The sequence below is a fragment of the Streptomyces sp. DSM 106670 genome, from assembly GCF_055792845.1.
Genome location: NZ_CM147704.1, coordinates 3723811 through 3746107, shown reverse-complemented (window position 1 = coordinate 3746107; position 22297 = coordinate 3723811). Strand labels below are relative to the sequence as shown.

Genomic DNA, 22297 nt, shown 5'->3' with positions numbered 1-22297 from the left:
ACCCGTGCCGGCCCCGCCCGCGCAGGCCGAGCCGCCGGCCCCGGCCGTCCCGGCTCCGGCCGTCCCGGCCGAGGTGCCCGTACGACGCCGGCCGCGCGGCCGTACGACGCTGATCATCGCGGCGGCGGCGCTGCTCGGGATCTCCGCCGGGGTCGCCGTGGGCTACGGCGTCCAGGCGGAGCGGGAGCCGACGCCGCTGACCGCCCTGTCGCAGCCCGGTATCGGCTATCCGGCGAAGCCGGCGGCCGCCGATCGGGCCCCGCTGCCCGCGGCCCAGGACCGGCGGGTCAGGACGGACGGCGACCTGCGCAAGCTGCTCGTCGACCGGCCCAAGGGTGCGAAGAAGGCCTTCACCGACGGGCTGGGGCTCGACGACGGCTGGGAGCCGATCGACGAGTACGTACAGGACTACTACGACGACCCGCACTACATGTTCGAGACGCTGGCCGCGGCGGATCTGCGCCGGGTGGCCTCGGCCTCGTGGATGCAGGGGAAGTACCGGGAGACCACGGTCGAGCTGATCCAGTTCCGGTCCGGAGACATGCTCGGCGCGGCGGACCACTTCAGCGAACAGATGATGTACATGCCCGCGGACACGCTCGGCGCGGACAACGTGGGGGACCCGATCAAGGGCAGCCGTGAGGGCCGCTACTTCCTCTACCCGGTCCAGCGCGAGGCGGGCTACCTCCCCTCCTACCGGGCCAGGGCCCTGGCCGTGCGCGGTGACATCGCGCTCGACATCAACATCTTCGACACCGTCCCGATCAGCAAGAAGGTCATCCGGACGCTGGCCGAGCGACAGCTGGAGCGGCTGTGAACGACGAGACGAACCCTGCCCCCGACCCCGCCGTCCCCGCCGCCCTTCCTGCCCCCGACACCGCTCCCGCCCCCGCCGGCCGGGTGCGCCGGGTGCTGCTGACCGCGCTGCCGGTCGGCCTGGTGCTCGCGGCGATCGGCGGGGCGGCCGCGTACACCGACGCCACCGTGGACACCGCCGACCGCAAGGTCACCACGGCCGTCTGGGACGACGACCACGCGCCCACCGGCAAGGACCCGGCGGGCGACCCGTCCCGGGGCCGCCACGACACCGAGCTGACCAGGCTCCTGCTGCCGGTCCCGAAGGGGTACCGGCTCGGCCCGGACATCGGCGAGATCGGCAACGACAGCGAGACGAGCGGCGCGAAGGCCACCGCCGCGATGAAGGAGATGGGGCGCGGGCTGGCCGGCAAGGACCGCCGCGAGCTGAACAAGCTGGTCGAGCGGCTCCGTATCCAGGGCGTGGCGCAGCGCTCGTACACCTCGGCCGAGAACGACCTCGTCGTGAACGTCCAGATCGTGAAGATGCGGGACAAGCGGGCCGTGCGCCAGACGTACCTGGACCGCAAGAAGCTGCTGGACTCCTTCGGCGACTTCCGCAAGGGCCCGTCGATCGAAGGCCACAAGAAGGTGGCCTGCTACCGGCTGCCGAAGGGCGACAAGAACACCCTCGACGGCGTCAGCTGCATCGCCTACGACGGTGAGGTCTCGGTGAGCGTCGAGGCCAACGGCAGCAAGCCGTTCAGCCCGTCCGCCGTCCGGGACCTGGTGAAGGACCAGCTCGACCACATCACCTCCCCGGGGGAGTACATATGAGCGACCAGACGGTGACCCCCGAGACGACGGTGACTCCTGAGACGGCGGTGACTCCTGAGGCAGCGGAGGCGCCCGCACCGGCCGTGATCCCGGCGATGCCCGAGGTTCCGCCCCTGGTGCCCGACGCGTCGCCGAAGCCGCCCCGGCGGGTGCTGCGGGCCGTCGCGCGGTGGACGGCCGCCACGCTGGCGTTCGGGGTGCTCGGCACCGGTACGGCCTTCGGGATCGCCTCCCTGGAGCGGACCGACGTACCCGGGCTCGCCACCGAGGGCGACGGCCGCTGGGACTACCCGAAGCTGTCGCTGCCCGCGCTCCCGGCCGGTTCGCCCCGGCCGTTCGCGGCCGGCAACCCGGCCGAGATCCACCACGCCGACCTGCGCGACCTGCTGCTGCCTGCCCCCGCCGGAGCGGTGCCGGACAAGAAGCTGACCGGCGGCTGGATCTCCACGGAGACGTTCCTCGACGCCTACCGGCGGCAGGACCGCACGTCGGTGGCCCAGCTCCTCCAGGACGCCGCGCCGCGCCACATAGCGGCCCGCGGCTGGACCATGCCGGACGGCACCACGTCCCGGATCTATCTGGTGCGGTTCAACTCCACGGCGTTCGCGAGCCGGCTGCTCGACGATCTGCACGTGGGCGCTTCGGCCGGTACGCCGCTGGCGCGTACGGACACCACCGAGATCGACGGCACCTGGAGCTCGGCCAACAACGTCGAGAACCTCTCCTCGTACGTCTTCGCCGAGCAGGCGCCCTTCGGCGCCGAGCACGTCCGGCAGGCGTACACCCAGGCGGGCGACACGGTCGCCCTCGTCGTGCACGAGCGCGCCGGAAAGCGGGAGACGGGCCGCATCCCCTTCCAGCAGACGCTGATCCTGCAGAATCAGCTGCTCGGCTGAGACCCGTGCCGTGCCCCCGCGGCCGACACCTGAACGAGAAGGCCGGGCCCCCACCCATTAGGCTGGGGGCCCGGCCCTGTCACCGCCGCCACCCGCTCGTCACGAGGAGCTCCCTGTGCTTGAGGCATTCTTCACCGCCCTGCTGATCCTGGTCTGCGTCGGCGTCACCGCCTTCGCCGCGATCACCGTGAAGAAGCTGTACCAGGGCCAGCGCTGACCCTCGCCGTCCCACGGTTTCCCGCCCACCCCTCGTACCCTCACAGATCGTCTGAGCCGCTCATGATCGAGATTCCGTCCGACCTCCACCCGGACCTCGTCCCGCTGGCCTTCCTCCTCGGCAACTGGGCGGGCGCGGGTGTGTCCGACTTCCCCGGCGCCGAGAAGTGCAACTTCGGCCAGGAAGTCACCTTCAGCCACGACGGCCGTGACTTCCTGGAGTACGTCTCCCGCACCTGGGTCCTGGACGAAGAGGGCAAGCAGGTCCGGCCGCTGGAGACGGAGACCGGCTACTGGCGCATTGACAAGGACCGCAAGGTCGAGGTCGTCATGGCCCGCGACCAGGGCGTCATCGAGATCTGGTACGGCGAGCTGGCCGACCAGAAGCCGCAGATCGACCTGGTCACCGACGCGGTGGCCCGTACGGCGGCCTCCGGCCCGTACAGCGGTGGCAAGCGGCTCTACGGGTACGTCAAGAGCGACCTGATGTGGGTCGGCGAGAAGGCGACGCCCGAGGTCGAGCTGCGCCCGTACATGTCGGCGCACCTGAAGAAGGTCGTCACCCCCGAAGAGGTCGCCGAGATGGCCCGGAATCTTGAGGACATGCCGGACGACGGCATCGCGTTCTTCAAGTAGAGCGAGCAGAGCGAGCAGAGCCACCGCGGGTGTTTGACCGCACGCCTAGACTGGGCGTGTGGTGAGCACCGACTGGAAGACCGATCTTCGGCAGCGCGGCTACCGGCTGACGCCCCAGCGTCAGCTCGTCCTGGAGGCGGTCGACGCCCTGGAGCACGCGACGCCGGACGACATCCTGTGCGAGGTGCGCAGGACCGCGTCCGGCGTGAACATCTCCACGGTGTACCGGACCCTGGAGCTCCTGGAGGAGCTCGGGCTCGTCAGCCACGCCCATCTGGGGCACGGCGCCCCCACGTACCACCTGGCCGACCGCCACCACCACATCCACCTGGTCTGCCGGGACTGCCAGGACGTCATCGAGGCGGACCTCTCCGTCGTCGCCGACTTCACCGAGAAGCTCCGCGGCGACTTCGGCTTCGAGACCGATATGAAGCACTTCGCGATCTTCGGCCGCTGCGCCTCGTGCACGGCCGCCAAGAAGGCAGCGGAGGAAGCCTCCGCCAAGTCGTAGGCTGGGCGCATGAAGAGCCCCCTGCTGTCCCTGCCCGGCGCCGTCCCCGCCGAAGGCCGCGACGAAGGTGTCGCCGCGCACTACGGCGACCTGTTCCGCGAGCAACGCGCCCTCGCCGACGGCAACGGCTTCGTCGACCTCTCCCACCGGGGCGTCGTCACCGTCACCGGCGACGACCGGCTGAGCTGGCTGCACCTGCTGCTCACCCAGCACGTCAGCGACCTCGCCCCGCACCAGGCGACCGAAGCGCTCATCCTCTCCGCCAACGGGCACATCGAGCACGCGATGTATCTGGTGGACGACGGTACGACGGTGTGGATGCACGTCGAACCCGACACCCAGGCCGACCTGATCGCCTACCTGGAGTCGATGAAGTTCTTCTACCGGGTCGAGGTCGCCGACCGCACCGCCGACCTCGCGGTCGTCCACCTCCCGGCCGGCTCCATCGCGGAGGTCCCGGAATCGGTGGCCGTACGGGAGACCCCGCAGGGCCGCGACCTGTTCCTGCCCCGCGCGGAGCTGGAGGCGTACGCCGCCGCCCACGGCCCCGCCGCCGGGATCCTGGCGTACGAGGCGCTGCGCGTCGAGGGGCACCGGCCGCGCGTCGGCTTCGAGACCGACCACCGGACCATTCCGCACGAGCTGGGCTGGATCGGCACCGCCGTCCACCTCCAGAAGGGCTGCTACCGGGGCCAGGAGACCGTGGCCCGCGTCCACAACCTGGGGAAGCCGCCGCGCCGGCTGGTCTTCCTGCACCTGGACGGCAGCGAGGTGCACCTGCCCGGACACGGGACGCCGGTGCGGCTGGCCGCCGACGGCCAGGAGGGCCGCCAGCTCGGCTTCATCACCACCTCGGCCCGCCACCACGAGCTGGGCCCGATCGCCCTGGCCCTGGTCAAGCGGAACGTGGCCGTCGACGCGGAGCTGATCGCCGGGGACACGGCGGCCGCCCAGGAGACGGTCGTCGAGCCGTAACCGCTCCGCGCCTCGCGGCGTACGGCTACACCTCGATGATCACCGTGAACGGGCCGTGGTTCGTGAGCGAGACCCGCATGTCCGCTCCGAACCGGCCCGTCTCCACCTGCGCCCCCAGCGCCCGCAGCTGCGCCACCACCTCGTCCACCAGCGGCTCGGCGACCTCGCCCGGCGCGGCGGCGTTCCAGGTGGGCCGGCGGCCCTTGCGGGCGTCCCCGTAGAGAGTGAACTGAGAAATCACCAGGAGGGGCGCATGCACATCGGAACAGGACTTCTCGCCCTCCAGGATGCGCACCGACCAGAGCTTGCGGGCCAGCTGCGCCGCCTTCTCGGGGGTGTCGTCATGGGTCACCCCGACCAGCACACACAGGCCCTCGCCGACGATCTCCCCGACGATTCCCCGGGCCGAGGGGTCGTCCGCCGCACCGGCGACGGAGACGCTCGCGCCGTCCACTCTCTGTACCACTGCACGCATACAGACCAACCTATCTTGGGCTGAACGGGTACAGAGCACCTGCATCCCCACCGTGCGGGGTGGCACGATGCACGATGTCGGTGTGCCGACGCACCGGTCGAGGGGACGGAACAGCATGAGTACATATGGAACCGGACAATCTCCCGGTGCCGTACCGGGCGCACGTCACCGCACCAGCACCCTGCGGTCACCCGTACAGCGCAGTCTGCCGGGGCAGGACCCCGTGCCGCTGCCGCCGACCGCCCAGGCGCCCGTGTCCGGGCCGGCCACCGTGCCCGAGCAGTCCGGCGGCTCCGGCGGCGACGCGGGCTTCGGCGGCGACGCGGGCTTCGGCGGGCTGCGGCTGCCGGAGCTGCGGACGCTGCGCCGGGACGCCCAGCGCGACGAGGCCGACATCGGCTACGTACGCCGGCTCGTGCAGGGGCGGATCGACATCCTGCGCGCCGAACTGGCCCGCCGCCGGGACCCGGAGGCGCCGGTGGAGGACGCGGCGGTGGTGAGCCGGCTCTCGGAGATCCTGGCCGACACCCCGTCCCGGCACCGCTCCTCCGCCCGGCACGTCACGCTGACGACGCCGCGCGGCGACGAGTTCCGGCGGCTGGCCGCCGAGACCCTCGCCGAGGTCGAGCTGTCCGATCTGGACGCCCGGACGGACGAGGAACTGCACACGGCGATGGGGCGGCTCGTCCGCTACGAACAGCAGGTCTCGCGCCGCCGTCACGAGCTCCAGCGCACCGCCGACGATTGCAGCGCGGAGATCGCCCGCAGGTACCGTGACGGTGAAGCACAAGTAGACGACCTGCTCGCCTGAAGCGATCCTTCCGGGCGCGGGTCCCGCACCCCCGTCCCCGGAAGGCCACCATGACGTCGACCGACGCCCCGTCCGCCATATCCACCGCCCCGGCCCCCGCCCCGCCCGTCCTGGCCGAGGTCGTGCGCTCCGGGTTCACGGAGGGCCACCACCGGGGGTCGCTGGTCCTGCTGGCCGCCGACGGAAGCGTGGAGCGGGCGATCGGCGATCCGACGGCGCCGGTCTTCCCCCGGTCCTCCAACAAGCCGATGCAGGCCGCCGCGATCCTGCGGGCCGGTCTCGACCTGTCGGGCGAACGGCTCGCACTGGCCGCCGCGAGCCACTCCGGGGAGCCCTTCCACCTCGACCTCGTACGGAAGATGCTCGCCGAGCACGGGCTGACCACCGCCGACCTGCAGACCCCGCCGGACCTGCCGCTGGACCCGGTGGAGGCGGAGGCCTACCTCGCGGGCGGCCACGTACGCGAGCGGATCACGATGAACTGCTCCGGCAAGCACGCGGCCATGCTCGCCGTCTGCGTCCGCAACGGCTGGGACACCGCGACCTACCTCGACCCCGCCCACCCGCTCCAGCAGCTCGTGGGCCAGGTCGTCGCCGAGGCGGCGGGCGAGCCCGTCGCGGCGGTCGGCACGGACGGCTGCGGGGCCCCGCTGATGGCGATCGGGCTGACCGGCCTGGCCCGCGCCTTCCGGTCCTTCGTGCTGGCGGAGCCCGGCAGCGCAGAACGCCGGGTCGCGGACGCGATGCGCGCCCACCCGGAGTACGTCGCGGGCACCCGGCGGCCGGACACCTGGCTGATGAGCGAGGTGCCGGGGACGCTCTCCAAGATGGGCGCCGAGGCGGTCCAGGCGGTGGCCCTGGCCGACGGCCGGGCCCTCGCCTTCAAGATCGACGACGGCGCCACCCGGGCGCTCGGCCCGGTGCTGGCCCGGGCCCTGGAACTGCTGGACGTGGACGCCCCGGTGGTCGCCCGGATCGGGCGTTCGCCGCTGCTCGGCGGGGCGGCGGAGGTCGGGGAAATTCGCGCGACATTCTGAGGCGCGCCTGCCTAGCGTGGGACGATGAGCCTCGATGTCCGCCCCGTCACCCCTTCCGAGATCGCCGACTGGATGAAGGCGGTGGGCACCGGCTTTCTGACCCCCGCCGCCGAGAAACCGGGCGAGGAGCTGGTCGCCGACCGGTTCGGCGATACGGACCTCTCCCGGATGCAGGGCGTTTTCGACGCCGGCCGCTGTGTGGCGACGTTCCGCTCCTTCGCCCAGCAGTTGACCGTGGTCGGCGGGGCCACCGTGACGGCCGACGCGATCACCGGGGTGACGGTGACGTCCACGCACCGCCGGCGCGGGCTGCTCAGCCGGATGATGGCGACGGACCTGGCGGCGGCCAAGGAGCGCGGCGAGGCGGTCGCCTCGCTGATCGCCGCGGAGTACCCGATCTACGGGCGGTACGGCTTCGGCCCCGCCGCCTGGGCCGCCGAGTGGGAGGTCTCCGTGCCCCGCGCCGGGCTCGACCCGCGCCGCTCCGGGCAGCCGGCGGGCGGCGGCCGGGTCGAGATGGTCGACGGCGCGGAGATCCGCAAGACCGGCCCCGAGGTGCACGCGGCGCTGGCGGCCCGGCAGCCCGGCGTCGTCGGCCGTGGCGAGCGGTGGTGGCGGACCCGTACGGGCGTCGCGCCCCGCGCGGCGCACGAGACCTGGACCGAGCCGTTCTACGTGGTGCACCGCGCCGCCGACGGCACGGTCGACGGCCTGCTGGTGTACGGCGTGGACGACAAGTGGGGCGACTCCAAGCAGCCGCTGAACACCGCCTCCGTACGGGACCTGATCGCGGCGAACCCGGCGGCGGAGCGGGCCCTGTGGCACTACCTCTGCTCGGTCGACTGGATCACCACCGTCCGCTCGGGCTACCGCGCACCCGACGACCTGCTCCCGCTGCTGCTCCCCGACCCGCGCGCGGCCCGGATCGTCACCACCACGGACTGGCTGTGGCTGCGGATGCTGGACGTGCCGCGTGCCCTGGAGGCCCGGACCTACGGCACCGAGGCGTCGCTCGTCCTGGAGGTGCGGGACGAGGCGGGCCTGGCGGGCGGCCGCTTCCTGCTGGACGCCTCGCCCTCCGGCGCGCGCTGCACCCCGACCACCCGGAGCGCCGATCTGGCCCTGGGGGTGGGGGAGTTGTCCACGCTGTATCTGGGCGACGAGTCCGTGCGGCGGCTGGTGGACCTGGGCCGGGCCGAGGAGCTGCGGGCGGGTGCGGCGACGACGGCGGACGCGGTGTTCCGTGCGGGCCGGCGGCCGTGGTGCCCGGATGTGTTCTGAGCTGTTCGGCGTGTGCTGATCCGTTCGGCGGGTGCTGAGCCGTTCGGACGTGTGCTGAGCTGTTCGGCGTGTGCTGATCCGTTCGGCGGGTCAGCGCGTCCGGATCCGGAACAGCGTCCCGGACGCGCTGATCGCCACGACGAGCATTCCGGCCGCCCAGGCGAGCGCGATCCAGGGGGTGCTGCCCACGTCCTGGCCGTGCAGCAGCCCGCGCAGCGACTCGATGGCCGGGGTGATCGGCTGGTGGTCGGCGAAGCCGTGCAGCCAGTCCGGCATGTTCTCGGTCGGGACGAACGCGCTGCTCGGGTAGGGCAGGAACGACATGAAGAACGTGAAGCCGCTCGCCGCCTCCGGGGTCCGGGCCAGCAGGCCGATCGCCGCCGAGATCCAGGACAGGGCCACGATGTAGGCCACCAGCACGACGGCCACCAGGAGCCAGCCGCTCCAGGTGGCGGCCGGGCGGAAGCCGATCAGCAGCGCGACGCCGAAGACCAGGGTGGTGGCGCAGAGATTGCGGACGGTGCTGGCCGCCACATGCCCGGCGAGCACCGGCGTACCGCCCACGTCCAGGGAGCGGAAGCGGTCGATGATGCCGCCCTTCATGTCCTCGCTGACGGCGGTGGCGGTGGTCGCGGCGCCGAACCCGGCGGACAGGAGCAGGACGCCCGGGACGACGTACATGACGTACGAGTCGTAGTCCGTGCCGGTGTCGATCGCGCCGCCGAAGAAGTAGACGAAGATCAGCATCAGCATGATCGGCAGGGCCAGGGACGTGATCAGCGCGTCGATGTTGCGGCTGCTGATGCGCAGGGCGCGGGCGGCCATGACGACGGTGTGGGTGAGCGGGCCGGGCCCGCGGCCGGGCTCCGGCACGGCCGCGTCCGGGTGCCGGGCGGGGCCTCTCTGCTGAACGGCGGTGTCAGACACGGCTGGATGCCTCCGGGGTCGTGGGCGCGTTCGAGGGCGCGTTCGGGGTCGTGGGCGTGTTCGAGGTCAGGGTCAGGAAGACGTCGTCGAGGGTCGCGCTGTGCAGGCCGAAGCTCTCGATCGCGCTGCCGGTCGGGTCGATCTCGTCGAGCAGGGCGCGCACCTGGGCCGCCGAGCCGTCGGTGGGGAGGCCGAGCGTGAGGGTCTCGGGGGAGTGGTGGACGGCCCGGGCGGCCAGGTGGAGATAGGCCTCGCGGCTGGTGAGGACCAGATCGAGGCGGTGTCCGCCGACCCGGGACTTGAGCTCGGCGGCGGTGCCCTCGGCGGCGATCCGGCCCCGGTTCAGCAGGGCGATCCGGTCGGCGAGGCGGTCGGCCTCCTCCAGGTACTGGGTGGTGAGCAGGACGGTCGCCCCGCGCGCGGCCAGCCCCCGGACGACCTCCCAGAGCTCCTGGCGGCTGCGCGGGTCGAGGCCGGTGGTCGGCTCGTCCAGGAAGAAGACCCCGGGCTCCGGTGAGCCCACCAGCCCGGCGGCCAGGTCGAGGCGGCGGCGCATGCCTCCGGAGTACGTACGGACGGGGCGGCGGGCCGCCGCGGTGAGGTCGAAGCGCTCCAGCAGCTCCGCCGCCCGGCGCCGGGCGGCTGTCCGGGACTGCCCGGTGAGCCGGGCCATCATCCGCAGGTTCTCCTCGCCGGTCTGGGTCTCGTCCACGGCGGCGAACTGGCCGGTGAGGCTGATGGAGCGGCGCACCGCGCTCCGGTCGGCGACGACGTCGTACCCCGCGACACGGGCGGTGCCGGAGTCGGCCTCGGTCAGCGTCGCGAGGATCCGGACGGTGGTGGTCTTGCCGGCCCCGTTCGGCCCGAGCAGGGCGAAGACGGTGCCGCGCCCGACCTGGAGGTCGATGCCGTCGAGGACCCGGACGGCGGGCTTTCCGTAGGACTTGGTGAGGCCGTACGCCTCGATGGTGGGGGCTTCGATGGTGGGGGCTTCGGTGGTGCTGATCGGGTCGGTCATGTCGGGACCTCTTCCGCATTCTTCTGCGTATGGCATACGCGTTATTGCGTAAGCATTACGCATCCCTAGGATGGGGTCAAGGCGTACGGGGGCGCGGGACGCCGGGCGAAGGGGATGCGGTGACGGAGAAGAGCGGCTCGGACGGCGGCGACCTGCCGGCCAGCCTGGAGGCGGCCTGGGGGCTGCGGGACCGCCCGGCCAAGGGCCCGAAGCCCGGTCTGAGCCTGGAGCGGATCGTGGCCGCGGCGGTGGGCGTCGCGGCGGCCGACGGGCTCGGGGCCGTGTCGATGGGCCGGGTCGCCCAGGAGCTCGGCGCGTCCACGATGTCCCTGTACCGGTACGTCTCCGCCAAGGACGAGCTGTACGTCCTGATGCAGGAGGCGGCCGTCGGCCCGCCGGAGCCCCTGACCGCCCTGGAGGCCGGCGCGGGCTGGCGGGCGGCGCTCACCGAATGGGCGTCGGCGCAGCGCGACCGCTACCGCGCGAACCTCTGGGCGCTGCGGATCCCCATCGGCGGCCCGCCCGCGACGCCGAACTCGATCGCGTGGTGGGAGCAGGGGCTCCAGGCGCTGGGAGGCACCGGTCTCGCCGAGGGCGACAAGACCTCGGTGATCCTGCTGATCTCCAACTTCGTCCGCAGCGAGGCACTGATGATGAGCGACCTGGCGGCCGCCGTCGCCACGCGCGGGATCACGCCCGAGGAGCTGATGGCCTCCTACGAGCGCACCCTCAAACGGCTCGTCGACCCCGAGCGGCACCCCGGGATCACCCGGCAGCTGGAGACCGGGGTGATGAGCGAGCCGGACGAGGCGGACTACGAGTTCACCTTCGGCATGGAACGCCTGCTGGACGGGGTGGAGGCGCTGGTCCGCAGGACGGCCGAGAGCTCCCGGGCCCCGGGCGGCGACGTCAAGTCCGCTTGAGATCAAGGGCGTACGCTTCATGGTCATGAGCGGAGAGAACGCCGGGAACGAACCCGTGGACGGACCGGGGAACCAGCCCGGAGGCGGACCCGGGAACACGCCCGGAAGCGGGTCCGCCCGCGGGTCCGGCCACGTGCGGCAGCGGCCCTCCGCGCCGCTCGGTCTGCGGGAGCGCAAGAAGCAGCTGACGTACCAGGCGGTTTCCGACGCCGCCATCGCGATGTTCCTGGAGCGCGGCTTCGACAAGGTGTCCGTGGCGGAGGTGGCGGCCGCGGCGGACATCTCCAAGCCGACGCTGTTCCGGTACTTCCCCGCCAAGGAGGACCTGGTGCTGCACCGGTTCGCCGACCACGAGGACGAGCCCGCCCGGGTGGTCGCCGGACGCCCCTCCGGCGACAGCCCGCTGGACGCCCTGCGCCGGCACTTTCTCGACGGCCTCGACCGGCGCGACCCGGTGACCGGCCTGTGCGACGTACCCGAAGTGCTGGCGTTCCTCCGCCTGTTGTACGGGACGCCGTCGCTGGTGGCCCGGATGTACGCCTACCAGGGCCGCTCCGAGGCGGCGCTCGCCCGGGCGCTGGGCGGCGGGGTGTCCGAACGGCTCGCGGCCGGGCAGATCGTCGCCGTCCTGCGCATCCTGGCCCTGGACAACTGGCGGCGGATCGACGCGGGGGAGAGCGCGGACCGGGTCTACGCGGGCGCGGTGCAGGCGGCCGAGGACGCGTTCGTCCAGCTGCGGACGGGCCTGGAGTCGAGGCCGCGCGGCTGAGGGGCTGAGGGGCTACGGGGTCGAGGGGCTGAGGGGCTGCGGGGTCGAGGGCCGTTCGGCCGAGCCGCGCGGCTGAGCGCTGCGGGGTTGAGGTCGCGTGGCCGCGCCAGGGCGCTGGTCAGTCGGCGAGCAGGGCGGCGGTCAGCTCGTGGCGACGGTCCGCCAGCCGGCTCTGGTGCCGGTCCCACGCCGCCCGGCCGCTCTCCTCGTACGCCGCCACGTACGCCGCGTCCCCCCGCGCCACCCGCGACTCGACGAACGCCCGGCACACGGCGGTGGCCTGCTCGATCACCTTGGGCAGGGCGGCCCGGTCCGCGCGCCCCAGCCCGTAGCCGCCGGCCAGCACCCGCAGCCGGTGCGCCGGGTCGAGACCGGCACGCCCCCGCATCGGCGCCCAGTAACGCGCCGCCATGGCCACGTCCCACACCGGGCGGCCCGGCGCGGCCAGGTCGAAGTCGATGAGGGCGGCCGCGCCACCGCCCCGGAACACCACGTTCTCCAGGCACCCGTCGTTGTGGCAGATCACCGCGCCGGGAACCGTCGCCCCCTGCGGGTCGGCCAGGTCGGCGGGCCAGCCCGCAGCGCGGTCGAACGGTACGGCCGCCGCCGCGTCGTGCATCCGCCGGAGCAGCGCCCCCACGGAGCGCAGGGCCTCGTCCGTCCAGGTCCAGGCCGGGTACGGGGCGACGGCGACCTCGCCGGGCAGGTACGAGAGCCGCTCGCGGAGACCGGAGGCGGAGAGTCCCAGGGGCACGGGCACACCGTCGAAACCCTGCCCGCGCAGCGCCCGGAGGTGGGCGTGCAGGACGGCCACGTGCGGTGGGGCGGGACGTTCGACGGCGTCACCGCGGCGGAGGACGGCTCCGGCGTTGGCCATCCCGCCGGACAGCACTTCCGGCTCGCGGTCCACGGGGTCACCGCTCCCGGTCCGCGGGGTCACCGCTCCGGGCGGGGGTGCGGAGCCCGCTCCGCGTACGGCCCCAACGCGGTGCGCAGGTCGGCCGGTTCGCGGTAGAGGACGCCGGTCATGCCGAGGGCGACGGCCGCGTCGACGTTCTCCCGCCGGTCGTCCACGAACAGACACCGCGCCGCCGGCACGCCCGCCCGCCCGGCCGCGATGCGGTAGATGGCCGGGTCGGGCTTGGCCACCTGTTCCACCGCGCTGCTCACGACCGCGTCGGCCAGGTCGGTCAGGCCCAACAGGGCCAGGTCGTCGTCCAGTTGAAGGGTGGCGTTGGTGACGAGCACCAGCGGGACGTGGGTCCTGGCCCGCCGCAGCAGCGCCACCACCTCCTCGTCGGCCCGGAAGGGCGCGTCCGCGAGGGCCCGGCCCAGTTCGCGGGCCCGGTCCGCGCCCACCCGCTCCGTGAGCCCCGCGGCGATGGCCTCCACCCAGGCGGCCGGGGTGATCCGGCCCAGGAGCAGCGGGAGATCGACCTCGGGCGCGTAGGCGACCTCGGTCGTCGCGCCCTCCGGCAGTCCGGCGGCCCGTTCCAGGGCGGCGAGCGGGGCGGTGTCGTAGAAGCGGACGACGTTGTCGAGGTCGCAGAGCACGGCGTCGAAGGCGGGGGCGACGGCGTCCGGCGCGGAGGCCGGAGCGGGTACGGAGGCGGGGGCGGGTCGCGTGCTCATGCCGGTTCTCCTGCGTGGCCTTCGGCGCGGTGGCGCGGTGAAGCGGTGGCGCGATGGCGCGGTGGGGAAGTGAGGTGGTGGGGAAGTGAGTCGGTGAAGTGGTGGCGCGGTGGCGTGTGTTGGTGCAGTGGTCTGTGTGGTCGACCATAACCGGCCGCCGGACCGTTCATGGCCGACCACGACCGCCCTGCCGGGCGGCCCGCGGGACAGCACGCGTCACCGTGTGCCCCACACTCGGCGGCGGGTCAGCCGGTCAGCGCCCGCCAGGTCACCGGGCCCGCCTCGCCGTCGGCCACCAGGCGGTTGGCGCTCTGGTAGGCGCGGACGGCGCTCGTGGTGACGGAACCGAACCCGCCGTCGACGGTCAGCCCGGCGCTGCGCTTGTTCAGCGCGGTCTGCAGGGCCCGGACGTGGTCGCCGCTGCTGCCCTGCCGCAGCGTGTACACGAGCACGGGCCAGGTGGCCGGGCCGACCTGGCCGTCGGCCACCAGGCCCTTGGAGCTCTGGAACCGCTTGACGGCGGCGACCGACACGGAACCGTACTGCCCGTCGGCGACCAGCGCGTGGCCGCGCCGGGTCATCAGGCGCTGGATCACGACGACCGTCGCGCCGCTCGCGCCGGGGTCGATCCTCGACCAGCCGCCGGACAGGTCCACACCCCGGGCGGCCAGGAAGCCGACCGGGTTCACCGTGCTGCCGAGGCTTCCGGTGTGCGTCTCGAAGTGGAGGTGCGGCCCGGTCACATTGCCGGTCGCCCCCATGTCGGCGATCCGCTGTCCGGCGCTGACCGTGGCGTTGAGGGCGACCCGGTAGGCGTTGAGGTGCCCGTAGTACGTGTACTGGTTGCCGCCGTGCGCGATCACCAGGGCGTTACCGGTCCGGCCGGGCAGGCCCCCGCCCCACGACCGGCGGACGACCGTGCCGGCGGCGGCCGCGTGGACGGCGGTGCCCGTGGAGTTGCTGACGTCCTGGCCGGCGTGGGACGCGCCGCCTCTGGGTGCGCCGTAGTGGCCGCCGGACGGGAACCGGCCCAGGGCGGGATTGGCCCACGCCCCGTTCTTCGCGGCCGCCGCTGCCGCTGCTTCCGCCGCGGCCGAGGCCGCCGCTTCCGCTTCCGCCGCCACCGCCGTGGACGCTCCGGCCGACAGGCTCAGGTTCACGGCGAGCGCGCCCAGGCCCAGGCCGGCCAGCAGCCCCCGCCGGGACACCCCGGGGACCGGAGCCTCAGCGTCCACGGAAGCGTCCAGGGAAGCGTCCACGGACGTATCGGCCGGTGCGGCGGCGGTTGCGCAGGATCGGCACATCAGGTCTCCCTCGAAGCGGTCGGGCGGCGGCGGCAGGGCGCGTGGGGCGAACGGGGCACGAGCGGGGGTGCGAGGATCTACCCGCATAGACGGTAGGGTCGGCCGGCCGTCCTGTCAGGGGCCCACGGGCCCACGCCGGGGCCCAACATCCGTCCCGATGGTCGGCGTCGGTCCCTCGGATGCTCCGCCGGTGCGCCCCGGACGGAGCATCAGGGCCGCGACGGCGAAGGCCGCCGCGAGGAGCCCCGCACCGACGGTGAACGCCAGCCGGTAGCCCCCGGTCAGGGCCTCGGCCGAGGAGAGTCCGGCGGCGCCGAGCGCCTCGGTCCGGCCGGCGGCCAGGGTGGACAGGACGGCCACGCCGAGGGCCATGCCGATCTGCTGGGTCGTGTTGAAGAGGCCCGAGGCGAGCCCGGCGTCGTCGTCGCCCGCGCCCGACATGCCGAGCGAGGTCAGCGCCGGGAGCGCGAGCCCGAACCCGGCCGCGAGGAGCATCACGGGCAGCAGATCGGTGACGTAGTCCGCGCGCACCGGCAGCCTGGCGAGCAGCCCGAGGGCGGTGATCAGCAGCCCGATCCCGGTCAGCAGGACGGTCCGCTCGCCGAACCGGGCGGCGAGCCGGGCCGAAAGGCCCAGCGAGACGGCTCCGATGACCACGGCGGCCGGCAGCATGGCGAGGCCGGTGGCGGCGGCCCCGTAACCGAGGACCTTCTGCAGGTAGAGCGCCATGACGACCTGGAACGCGAAGAGCGCGGCCACCATCAGCATCTGGACGAGGTTGGCGCCGGACACCTTGCGCGAGCGCAGGATCCGCAGGGGCATCAGCGGGGTGCGTGCGGTGGCCTGCCGTACGGCGAAGGCGGCGAGCAGGACGAGGGCGAGGCCGCCGCGGCCCAGCGTGTGCGCCGAGAGCCACCCGTACGACTCCACCTCGACCACGGTGTAGATGCCGAGCATCAGACCGGCGGTGACGAGCAGGGCCCCGAGTGCGTCGGCCCCGGCGGCGAGGCCGAGGCCCCGGTCGGCGGGCAGGACGCGCCGGGCGACGAGGAGGACGGCGAGGCCGATCGGCAGATTGATGAAGAAGATCCAGTGCCAGTTCAGGGCGTCGGTGAGGACGCCGCCGAGGACCTGGCCGATGGAGGCTCCGGCCGCGCCGGTGAAGGAGAACACGGCGATGGCGCGGCCGCGTTCGGCGGGTTCGGTGAACAGCGTGACCAGGATGCCGAGGGCCACCGCCGCGCTCATCGCGCTCCCGAGGCCCTGCGCGAAGCGGGCGGCGATCAGTACGGCGGGCGAGGCGGCGGCCCCCGCGACCAGCGAGGCGGCGGTGAACAGCACGGTCCCGGCCAGGAACATCGGCCGCCGGCCGATCAGGTCGCCGAGCCGGCCGGCCAGCAGGAGCAGGCTGCCGAAGGCGATCAGGTAGGCGTTCACCACCCAGCTGAGCCCGGCGGGCGTGAACCCCAGGTCGTCCTGGATGGCGGGCATCGCGACGGTCACGATCGAACCGTCGAGCACGATCATCAGCATCCCCGTGGCGATCACGCCGAGGGCGAGCGCCCGGCTCCGGGGTGTGGGTGTCGGCTGTGGCGGCTGCGGCGGGCGGTGCGTGGAGGAGGGCAGGGCGTCGGCAGACATGGGTCCGCTCCTGTCGATGGAGGTGACGACAGGAGTGACCGTAGCAGATGGTTTTGTTGCGGACTATCTCTTACGGTCCGCCCGGCTTCCTGATCCCCCGCCCCCGCCCCGTCCGGTTCCCTTCTCCGCTTCCTTCTCCGTTTCCTTCTCCGCTCCCTCTACTTCCTACTTCGCGGTCTGGCGTGCGCGGCGTACCGCACGGGGGCTCTCCACCGGATTGGCCAGATGCCCGGCGGCCAGCGCGTTCAGCGCCTTGAGCAGGGCGGTGCGGTCGCCCGTGTCCAGGGTCGCCAGGGCCTCGTCGTGGACCCGGTCGACGATGGCCTGGCTCTGCTGCGCGAGGGTGGCGCCCTTCTCGGTGACCGCGATGATCCGGGCGCGCCGGTCCCGGCTGGAGGGCCGGCGCTCAGCGAGTCCGGCACTCTCCAGGGCGTCGACCGTGACGACCATCGTGGTCTTGTCCATGTCGCCGATCTCGGCGAGCTGGATCTGGGTGCGCTCCTCCTCCAGGGCGTGGACGAGGACGCAGTGCATGCGGGCGGTCAGGCCGATCTCGCCCAGCGCCGCCGACATCCGGGTCCGCAGGACGTGGCTGGTGTGGTCGAGGAGGAAGGAGAGGTCGGGGGCGGTACGGGTGGGCGTCATGGCGGTCATGGCATCCAGCGTACTCATTCGATCCGTGGTGGATCATCCGGAAAAGGACGGTTAGCGGTCTCCCGGCGGCCCGTCGAGGATCCGGGACGCCAGCTCCTCGGCGAGGCGGGCGCCGGGGCCACGGCGACGGCGGGCGAGGGCCAGGCCCAGATGGCGGCGCGGGCTCGGCCCGGCCAGCGGAAAATCGATCAGCTCGGGGTCCCGGGTCAGGCCGATCTCGGGAATCAGCGCGATGCCGACGCCGGCGCGGACGAGCGACTGCGCGAAGCCGTAATCGGTCGCCGTGCACGAGATCCGCAGCTCGACGCCGGCCAGTTCGGCGTGGCCGGCGAGCTGGGCGGCCGACTTGCGGCAGCCCAGGATCCAGCGCTGGTCGGCGAGTTCGGCCAGATGCGGCGGATCCGGACGGTCCAGGCAGCGCGCTGCGGCGGGGTGGTCGCGCGGCAGGACGACCCGCAGCGGGTCCACGCCGATGGGCGTCCAGTCCAGGCCGGAACGGTCGCCGGGCCGGGCGGGCGGCGGGCCGTCGAAGTGGTAGGCGAGGGCGAGATCGGCGCGCCCCTCGCGGACGCCGGGCAGGCTCTCCTCCGGTTCCGCCTCCAGGATCGTCAGCTCCACCTCCGGGTGGTCGGCGACGAATCCGGAGAGCGCCGAGGGCAGCAGTCGGCGGCCGCCGCTGGCGAACGTGGCGACGGTGAGGGCGATCCGCTCGGCGGCCAGCCGGTCGATGCGCCGCTGGGTGTCGGAGAGTTCGGCGGCGATCGAGTCGGCCGCCTCCACCAGCAGGCGGCCCGCGTCCGTCAAGGTGACGCCCCGGGTGGAACGTTCGACGGCGGGGGCGCCGAGGCCGCGCTCCAGGGCGGCGATCTGCTGCGAGACGGCCGAGGGCGTGCAGTGCAGTGCGAGAGCCGCGCGGTTGAAGCTGCCGTGCCGGGCGACCTCGCGCAGGACGGCCAGCCGCTGAACATCGATCAACAGTTCTCCTAATGACGTGGTGCCTCGATCGACACTACCGCCGTTGACCGGAGCTGAGCAGACTGAACGCCGAAGAAGCGGGGCAACGCACGACGACGTACGGGAAGGGGCGCGCGGCATGGACGTGTGCGTGATCGGAGGAAGCCGCCACTTCGGGCGCCGGCTGATCGGGGAACTGCGGGACTCCGGGGCGGCGGTGACCGTCGTGAACCGGGGGTCGGCGCCCGCGCCGCCCGGTGTGACCCATCTGCTCGCCGACCGCGACGACGACGCCGCGCTGACCTCGGCGCTCGGCGGCCGGCGCTTCGACGTCGTGATCGACCAGGTCTGCTACACACCGGTCCAGGCGGCCGTCGCCGCCCGGGTCTTCGCCGGACGCACCCGGCGCTATGTGCTGACCTCGACGGTCGAGGTCTACGCCGAGCTCGGCCGGCCGGGCGGACCGCCCCTCCCGGAGGGGGCGGTCGATCCGGCGGCCGGGTCGTACGACCTGGAACTCCCGTGGGCGGACGCGCAGTTCCTGGAGGACCACTACGGCGAGGGCAAGCGCCAGGCGGAGGCGCTGCTCGTACAGGAGGGGCCGTTCGACGTCGCCACGGTCCGGACGGCACACGTCCTCGGCGGCGACGACTTCACCGGCCGGCTCGCGCACTACGTCGGGCGGATCGAGCAGGGCCGGCCGGTGGTGGTCCACCCCGAGCCGCAGCCCGCGTCCTTCGTCCACGAGCCGGAGAGCGCCCGCTTCCTGGCGTGGGCGGCGGCAGCGGAGTTCACCGGACCCGTCAACGCGGCGTCCCAGGGGGCCTTGGACGTACGGGAGTTGTGCGCGGCGATCGGCAGCGCGACCGGTGCGGAGCCGAGACTGACCGGCGGTCCTGACGCGGACCTCTCGCCGTTCTCCTTCGACCGCTGCTATGCGATGGACACCGGCCGGGCGGCCCGCCTGGGCTTCGGCTTCTCGGCGGTCGCCGACTGGCTGCCGTACGTGATCAAGGAGGCGACGGCGCGATGAAGACCTCATCAACCCCTTCTCCGCCCCCTCCGACTGCACCGCCTTCTCCACCTCCCGCCGCCCGCATGATCGGCGGTACAGCGGTGGGGTCCATCGGCCTCGGCGCGATGCCGCTCTCCGTCGAGGGCCGCCCGAGCGAGGAGCAGGCGGTCGCCACGATCCACGCCGCACTCGACGCCGGCGTACGGCTGATCGACACGGCCGACTGCTACCAGTGGTACGCCGGTGAACTCGGCCATAACGAACGGCTGATCGCCCGGGCGCTGGCCGCGTACGGCAGCGGCGCGGACGGGGTGCTGGTGGCGACCAAGGGCGGCCGGGGCCGGCCCGGCGACGGATCGTGGACGGTGGACGGCGACCCGCGCCGTCTGCGCCGCGCGGCCGAGGCCTCGGCGGTCCGGCTCAGGGTGGAGGCCATCGGGCTCTACCAACTGCACAAGCCCGACCCGGCCGTTCCGTTCGCCGAGTCGGTCGGCGCGCTGCGGGAGCTGGCGGACGCCGGTACGATCCGGGCGGCCGGCCTCTCCAATGTGGACGGGGAGCAGATCCGTACGGCGTACGAGATCCTCGGCCCGCGCCTGGTCTCGGTGCAGAACCGCTTCTCGCCGGCCCACCTGTCGACCCGGGACACACTCCGCCTGTGCACCGAACTCGGCCTGGCGTTCCTGCCGTGGAGCCCGCTCGGCGGCATCTCGCGCAGCGCGGTCGACGACCCGGACGCGGCCGGACCGGCACCGGACACGCCGTTCCACGCCCTGGCCCGTACGCGGGGCGTCAGCCCGCAACAGGTCTGTCTGGCCTGGCAGTTGGCCCAGTCACCGGTCGTGGTCCCGATCCCGGGCGCCCGCCGGCCGGCCTCCGTCCGCGACTCCGCCGGGGCGGCGGGGCTCACGCTGTCGGCGTCAGAGGTGGCGGGCCTCCACCTCTGACGGCTGCCGGCCGCCCCGAACGGGCGTCAGAGCGCGGCGAGTCCGGCGAGCAGCTCGGCGGCCGGCTTCGGGTGGACCAGCCAGCGCAGATGGCTGCCTTCGAGGGTCCGGACGTCGAAGAGGTTGTCGGGCGTGAGCGCGTCGGCCTCGCGGATCATGCGGTCCTGAACGGCGGGCGGAAGGCTGGTGTCGGCGGCCAGGCGCACATAGGTCCGGGGCACCCGGCCCCAGGTCGCGGCCTGCGCCCGGTCGGCCGACGTACCGACGTCGAGGTTCTCGTCGGGCTGGAAGGTGTTGAGGAAGGTCCGGAACTCGTCATCGGTGAGGTCGGCGGCGAACGCGTGCTTGAACGCGTCGAGCGCCGCCGGGTCGGCCGTACGGAAGTTGACCCGCAGCAGCCCGAGTTCGGCCGGATTCCCGACGAGCGCGAGGGCCAGGGCTCCCGCGTCGACATCGGCCATCTCCGGCTGGGCGTAGTAGTCGTTCACGTCCAGATCGACGGGGCACCAGGCGGAGACGTAGACGATCCGGTCGATCAGGTCCGGCCGGGCGTTGGCGACGGCGGTGGCCGTGACGCCGCCCCGGCTGTGGGCGACGAGGACGGTGGGCCCGTTCCGCCTGGCCCGTTCCAGGACCTCGATCACGTGCGCCACGTTGTCCGCGAGGGTGACGCCCTTGATGGCCCCCGGTTCCGCGGCCAGCGCACCGAGATCCTGGGGTGTCTGGTAGGCGGCGGGGTACGTGGCCCCGAACCCGTGCCCCGGAAGGTCGACGGCGACCGAACGATGCCCGAGCAGGCCGAGTTCGGCTTGGAGCGGCGCGAAGGAGAACGAGTTCGCGAAAGCTCCGTGGACGAGGACGAAGGTCGGAAGAGTAGGCATGCTTCCCAGGCTCCAACGGAATGATCTTCGAAGGCAAGGCCCGGGAGACGAGGTTCTCGGGTCAGGGAGGGCTGACCGCCACCGCGACCGCGACCGCCGGTCCCCATCGGCCCGAGCAGCCGGCGCGGCTTCTAGGATCTGCGCCATGGCAACGCGACTCGTGCAGATCAACATGAAGGCCCATGACGACTCCGCGCTCGGCAGGTTCTGGGCGGAGGTGCTGGGCTGGGGTGTCGACAGCGAGGGCCCCGGCGTGACCAACCTCGAACCCGTGGGCTTCACCTACCCCGACCCGACGGCCGTCTGCATCGACCTCATCGCCCGCCCGGAACCCAAGACGGCCAAGAACCGTGTGCACCTCGATCTGGCCACCACATCGGCGGCCCATCAGGCGGAGCTGGTCGAGCGTCTGAAGGGACTCGGCGCGACGCTCGCCGATGTGGGGCAGGGCGACGTCCCCTGGACGGTCATGGCGGACCCGGAGGGCAACGAGTTCTGCGTTCTGGAGCCCCGCCCGGTCTACCGGGACACCGGGCCGATCGCCGCGGTGGTGGTGGACTGCGCCGACCCGCGGGAGATGGCCCGGTTCTGGGGCGAGGCGATGGACTGGACGCTGCACGCGGTCACCGACGACCTCGCGACCCTGCGCTCCGCCAAGGACGTCGGGCCCTACCTGGAGTTCGTCCGTACCCCCGACACCAAGAGCGGGTGGAACCGCGTCCACCTCGACGTCCGCCCCTACCCCGGTGACGACCTGGCCGCGGAAGCGGCCCGACTGCGCGCGCTGGGCGCCACCGACCCCGATTTCGACGCGTCCGCGATCTCCTGGACGATCCTGGCCGACCCGGAAGGCAACGAGTTCTGCCTCCTCGCGCCTCGCTGAACCCGACCGGTCGGGGCGAGGCCCGGTCCGAATGCGCGACAGGTCTGCCGGGGTCTGGAGGCCCCAGCGGTGAATGTTCTTCACCGCCCTCGGTGCCGGTGAAGAAGAGGAACTGCTTCGGGTCCCGGCGGGTCAGGGTGGCTTTCAGCGTGTACCGGATGGTGGTCGCCGTGACCCTGTCGATGCCGGGACCCGCGGCGGGGCCAGTGCCCGCGGGGATCACCTTGCGTATGAGATCTGGTTCCTCCGCCGCGATGACCTGGTCCTTTGACGTGAGCG

General features: G+C 73.1%; 24 protein-coding genes. 14 read left to right on the top strand and 10 right to left on the bottom strand.

Annotated features, from left to right (window positions below):
* The first annotated feature begins 4 nt into the window (after positions 1-4).
* From ACSMXR_RS16585 to ygfZ, 6 genes are all read left to right on the top strand, one after another.
* Positions 5-817: a hypothetical protein gene (locus tag ACSMXR_RS16585; RefSeq protein WP_473172216.1), complete on the top strand. Its 813-nt coding sequence runs from the start codon at positions 5-7 to the stop codon at positions 815-817.
* The gene (locus ACSMXR_RS16580) at positions 814-1632 is read left to right on the top strand and encodes a hypothetical protein (RefSeq protein ID WP_473172215.1); all 819 of its coding nucleotides are present in this window, start codon (positions 814-816) and stop codon (positions 1630-1632) included. The genes ACSMXR_RS16585 and ACSMXR_RS16580 overlap by 4 nt, the downstream gene beginning before the upstream one ends.
* Positions 1629-2528: a hypothetical protein gene (locus tag ACSMXR_RS16575; RefSeq protein ID WP_473172214.1), complete on the top strand. Its 900-nt coding sequence runs from the start codon at positions 1629-1631 to the stop codon at positions 2526-2528. Before ACSMXR_RS16580 ends, ACSMXR_RS16575 begins: the two co-directional genes overlap by 4 nt.
* Positions 2529-2807: 279 nt before the next feature.
* On the top strand, positions 2808-3380 hold the full coding sequence (locus tag ACSMXR_RS16570) for a heme-binding beta-barrel domain-containing protein (protein ID WP_137234855.1): 573 nt from the start codon (positions 2808-2810) through the stop codon (positions 3378-3380).
* 58 nt (positions 3381-3438) lie between these two features.
* The gene (locus ACSMXR_RS16565) at positions 3439-3891 is read left to right on the top strand and encodes a Fur family transcriptional regulator (RefSeq protein WP_137234856.1); all 453 of its coding nucleotides are present in this window, start codon (positions 3439-3441) and stop codon (positions 3889-3891) included.
* Positions 3892-3900: 9 nt separating this feature from the next.
* Positions 3901-4866: a CAF17-like 4Fe-4S cluster assembly/insertion protein YgfZ gene (gene ygfZ, locus ACSMXR_RS16560; protein WP_473172213.1), complete on the top strand. Its 966-nt coding sequence runs from the start codon at positions 3901-3903 to the stop codon at positions 4864-4866.
* A gap of 25 nt (positions 4867-4891) precedes the next feature.
* Here the strand turns inward: ygfZ and dtd are convergent, their stop codons facing one another.
* Positions 4892-5341 (bottom strand): D-aminoacyl-tRNA deacylase, encoded by a 450-nt coding sequence (gene dtd / locus ACSMXR_RS16555; RefSeq protein ID WP_137234858.1) that lies wholly within the window; start codon positions 5339-5341, stop codon positions 4892-4894.
* 115 nt (positions 5342-5456) lie between these two features.
* On the opposite strand from dtd, the gene ACSMXR_RS16550 reads away from it, so the two are divergent.
* From ACSMXR_RS16550 to ACSMXR_RS16540, 3 genes are read left to right on the top strand one after another with little or no spacing between them, the layout of a single operon-like run.
* Positions 5457-6152: an RsiG family protein gene (locus tag ACSMXR_RS16550; protein ID WP_359136472.1), complete on the top strand. Its 696-nt coding sequence runs from the start codon at positions 5457-5459 to the stop codon at positions 6150-6152.
* Between the two features lie 50 nt (positions 6153-6202).
* A complete protein-coding gene (locus ACSMXR_RS16545) occupies positions 6203-7189 on the top strand; it encodes an asparaginase (RefSeq protein WP_376184241.1) in 987 nt (328 codons plus the stop codon).
* A 24-nt stretch (positions 7190-7213) separates the two neighbouring features.
* Positions 7214-8470, top strand: a complete 1257-nt coding sequence (locus ACSMXR_RS16540; RefSeq protein WP_473172212.1) for a GNAT family N-acetyltransferase — start codon at positions 7214-7216, stop codon at positions 8468-8470.
* A 90-nt stretch (positions 8471-8560) separates the two neighbouring features.
* Here the strand turns inward: ACSMXR_RS16540 and ACSMXR_RS16535 are convergent, their stop codons facing one another.
* Both ACSMXR_RS16535 and ACSMXR_RS16530 read right to left on the bottom strand, forming a co-directional pair.
* Positions 8561-9397, bottom strand: a complete 837-nt coding sequence (locus ACSMXR_RS16535) for an ABC transporter permease (protein WP_473172211.1) — start codon at positions 9395-9397, stop codon at positions 8561-8563.
* Entirely contained in the window at positions 9390-10415 is a 1026-nt protein-coding gene (locus tag ACSMXR_RS16530) for an ATP-binding cassette domain-containing protein (protein ID WP_473172210.1), read from the bottom strand. The genes ACSMXR_RS16535 and ACSMXR_RS16530 overlap by 8 nt, the downstream gene beginning before the upstream one ends.
* Positions 10416-10534: 119 nt before the next feature.
* On the opposite strand from ACSMXR_RS16530, the gene ACSMXR_RS16525 reads away from it, so the two are divergent.
* Both ACSMXR_RS16525 and ACSMXR_RS16520 read left to right on the top strand, forming a co-directional pair.
* The gene (locus ACSMXR_RS16525; protein ID WP_364887443.1) at positions 10535-11338 is read left to right on the top strand and encodes a TetR/AcrR family transcriptional regulator; all 804 of its coding nucleotides are present in this window, start codon (positions 10535-10537) and stop codon (positions 11336-11338) included.
* A gap of 19 nt (positions 11339-11357) precedes the next feature.
* Positions 11358-12107, top strand: coding sequence for a TetR family transcriptional regulator (locus ACSMXR_RS16520; RefSeq protein ID WP_473172209.1), 750 nt, complete (start codon positions 11358-11360; stop codon positions 12105-12107).
* A 118-nt stretch (positions 12108-12225) separates the two neighbouring features.
* On the opposite strand, the gene ACSMXR_RS16515 is transcribed toward ACSMXR_RS16520, so the two are convergent.
* The 6 genes from ACSMXR_RS16515 to ACSMXR_RS16490 all read right to left on the bottom strand — a co-directional run bounded on the left by ACSMXR_RS16515 (position 12226) and on the right by ACSMXR_RS16490 (position 18313).
* On the bottom strand, positions 12226-12984 hold the full coding sequence (locus ACSMXR_RS16515; RefSeq protein WP_473172390.1) for a phosphotransferase: 759 nt from the start codon (positions 12982-12984) through the stop codon (positions 12226-12228).
* Between the two features lie 59 nt (positions 12985-13043).
* Entirely contained in the window at positions 13044-13739 is a 696-nt protein-coding gene (locus ACSMXR_RS16510; protein WP_473172208.1) for an HAD-IA family hydrolase, read from the bottom strand.
* Positions 13740-13984: 245 nt separating this feature from the next.
* Positions 13985-15043 carry a peptidoglycan-binding protein gene (locus ACSMXR_RS16505; RefSeq protein WP_473172207.1) on the bottom strand — a complete coding sequence of 353 codons (1059 nt, stop codon included), beginning with the start codon at positions 15041-15043 and terminating at the stop codon, positions 13985-13987.
* A 114-nt stretch (positions 15044-15157) separates the two neighbouring features.
* Positions 15158-16684, bottom strand: a complete 1527-nt coding sequence (locus ACSMXR_RS16500; RefSeq protein WP_473172206.1) for an MFS transporter — start codon at positions 16682-16684, stop codon at positions 15158-15160.
* 165 nt (positions 16685-16849) lie between these two features.
* Positions 16850-17338: a MarR family winged helix-turn-helix transcriptional regulator gene (locus ACSMXR_RS16495; RefSeq protein WP_218525858.1), complete on the bottom strand. Its 489-nt coding sequence runs from the start codon at positions 17336-17338 to the stop codon at positions 16850-16852.
* 51 nt (positions 17339-17389) lie between these two features.
* A complete protein-coding gene (locus tag ACSMXR_RS16490; protein WP_218525859.1) occupies positions 17390-18313 on the bottom strand; it encodes a LysR family transcriptional regulator in 924 nt (307 codons plus the stop codon).
* A 118-nt stretch (positions 18314-18431) separates the two neighbouring features.
* Here ACSMXR_RS16490 and ACSMXR_RS16485 point away from each other — a divergent pair, with 118 nt between their 5' ends.
* Together ACSMXR_RS16485 and ACSMXR_RS16480 are read left to right on the top strand one after the other, a co-directional pair.
* Positions 18432-19325, top strand: coding sequence for a Rossmann-fold NAD(P)-binding domain-containing protein (locus tag ACSMXR_RS16485; protein ID WP_473172205.1), 894 nt, complete (start codon positions 18432-18434; stop codon positions 19323-19325).
* A 65-nt stretch (positions 19326-19390) separates the two neighbouring features.
* Complete coding sequence (locus tag ACSMXR_RS16480) at positions 19391-20254, top strand: aldo/keto reductase (protein WP_473172204.1); 864 nt, start codon at positions 19391-19393, stop codon at positions 20252-20254.
* 26 nt (positions 20255-20280) lie between these two features.
* Here the strand turns inward: ACSMXR_RS16480 and ACSMXR_RS16475 are convergent, their stop codons facing one another.
* Positions 20281-21135, bottom strand: a complete 855-nt coding sequence (locus tag ACSMXR_RS16475) for an alpha/beta fold hydrolase (protein ID WP_473172203.1) — start codon at positions 21133-21135, stop codon at positions 20281-20283.
* A gap of 145 nt (positions 21136-21280) precedes the next feature.
* Here ACSMXR_RS16475 and ACSMXR_RS16470 point away from each other — a divergent pair, with 145 nt between their 5' ends.
* Entirely contained in the window at positions 21281-22018 is a 738-nt protein-coding gene (locus ACSMXR_RS16470; protein WP_381797229.1) for a VOC family protein, read from the top strand.
* Positions 22019-22297 lie beyond the last annotated feature (279 nt).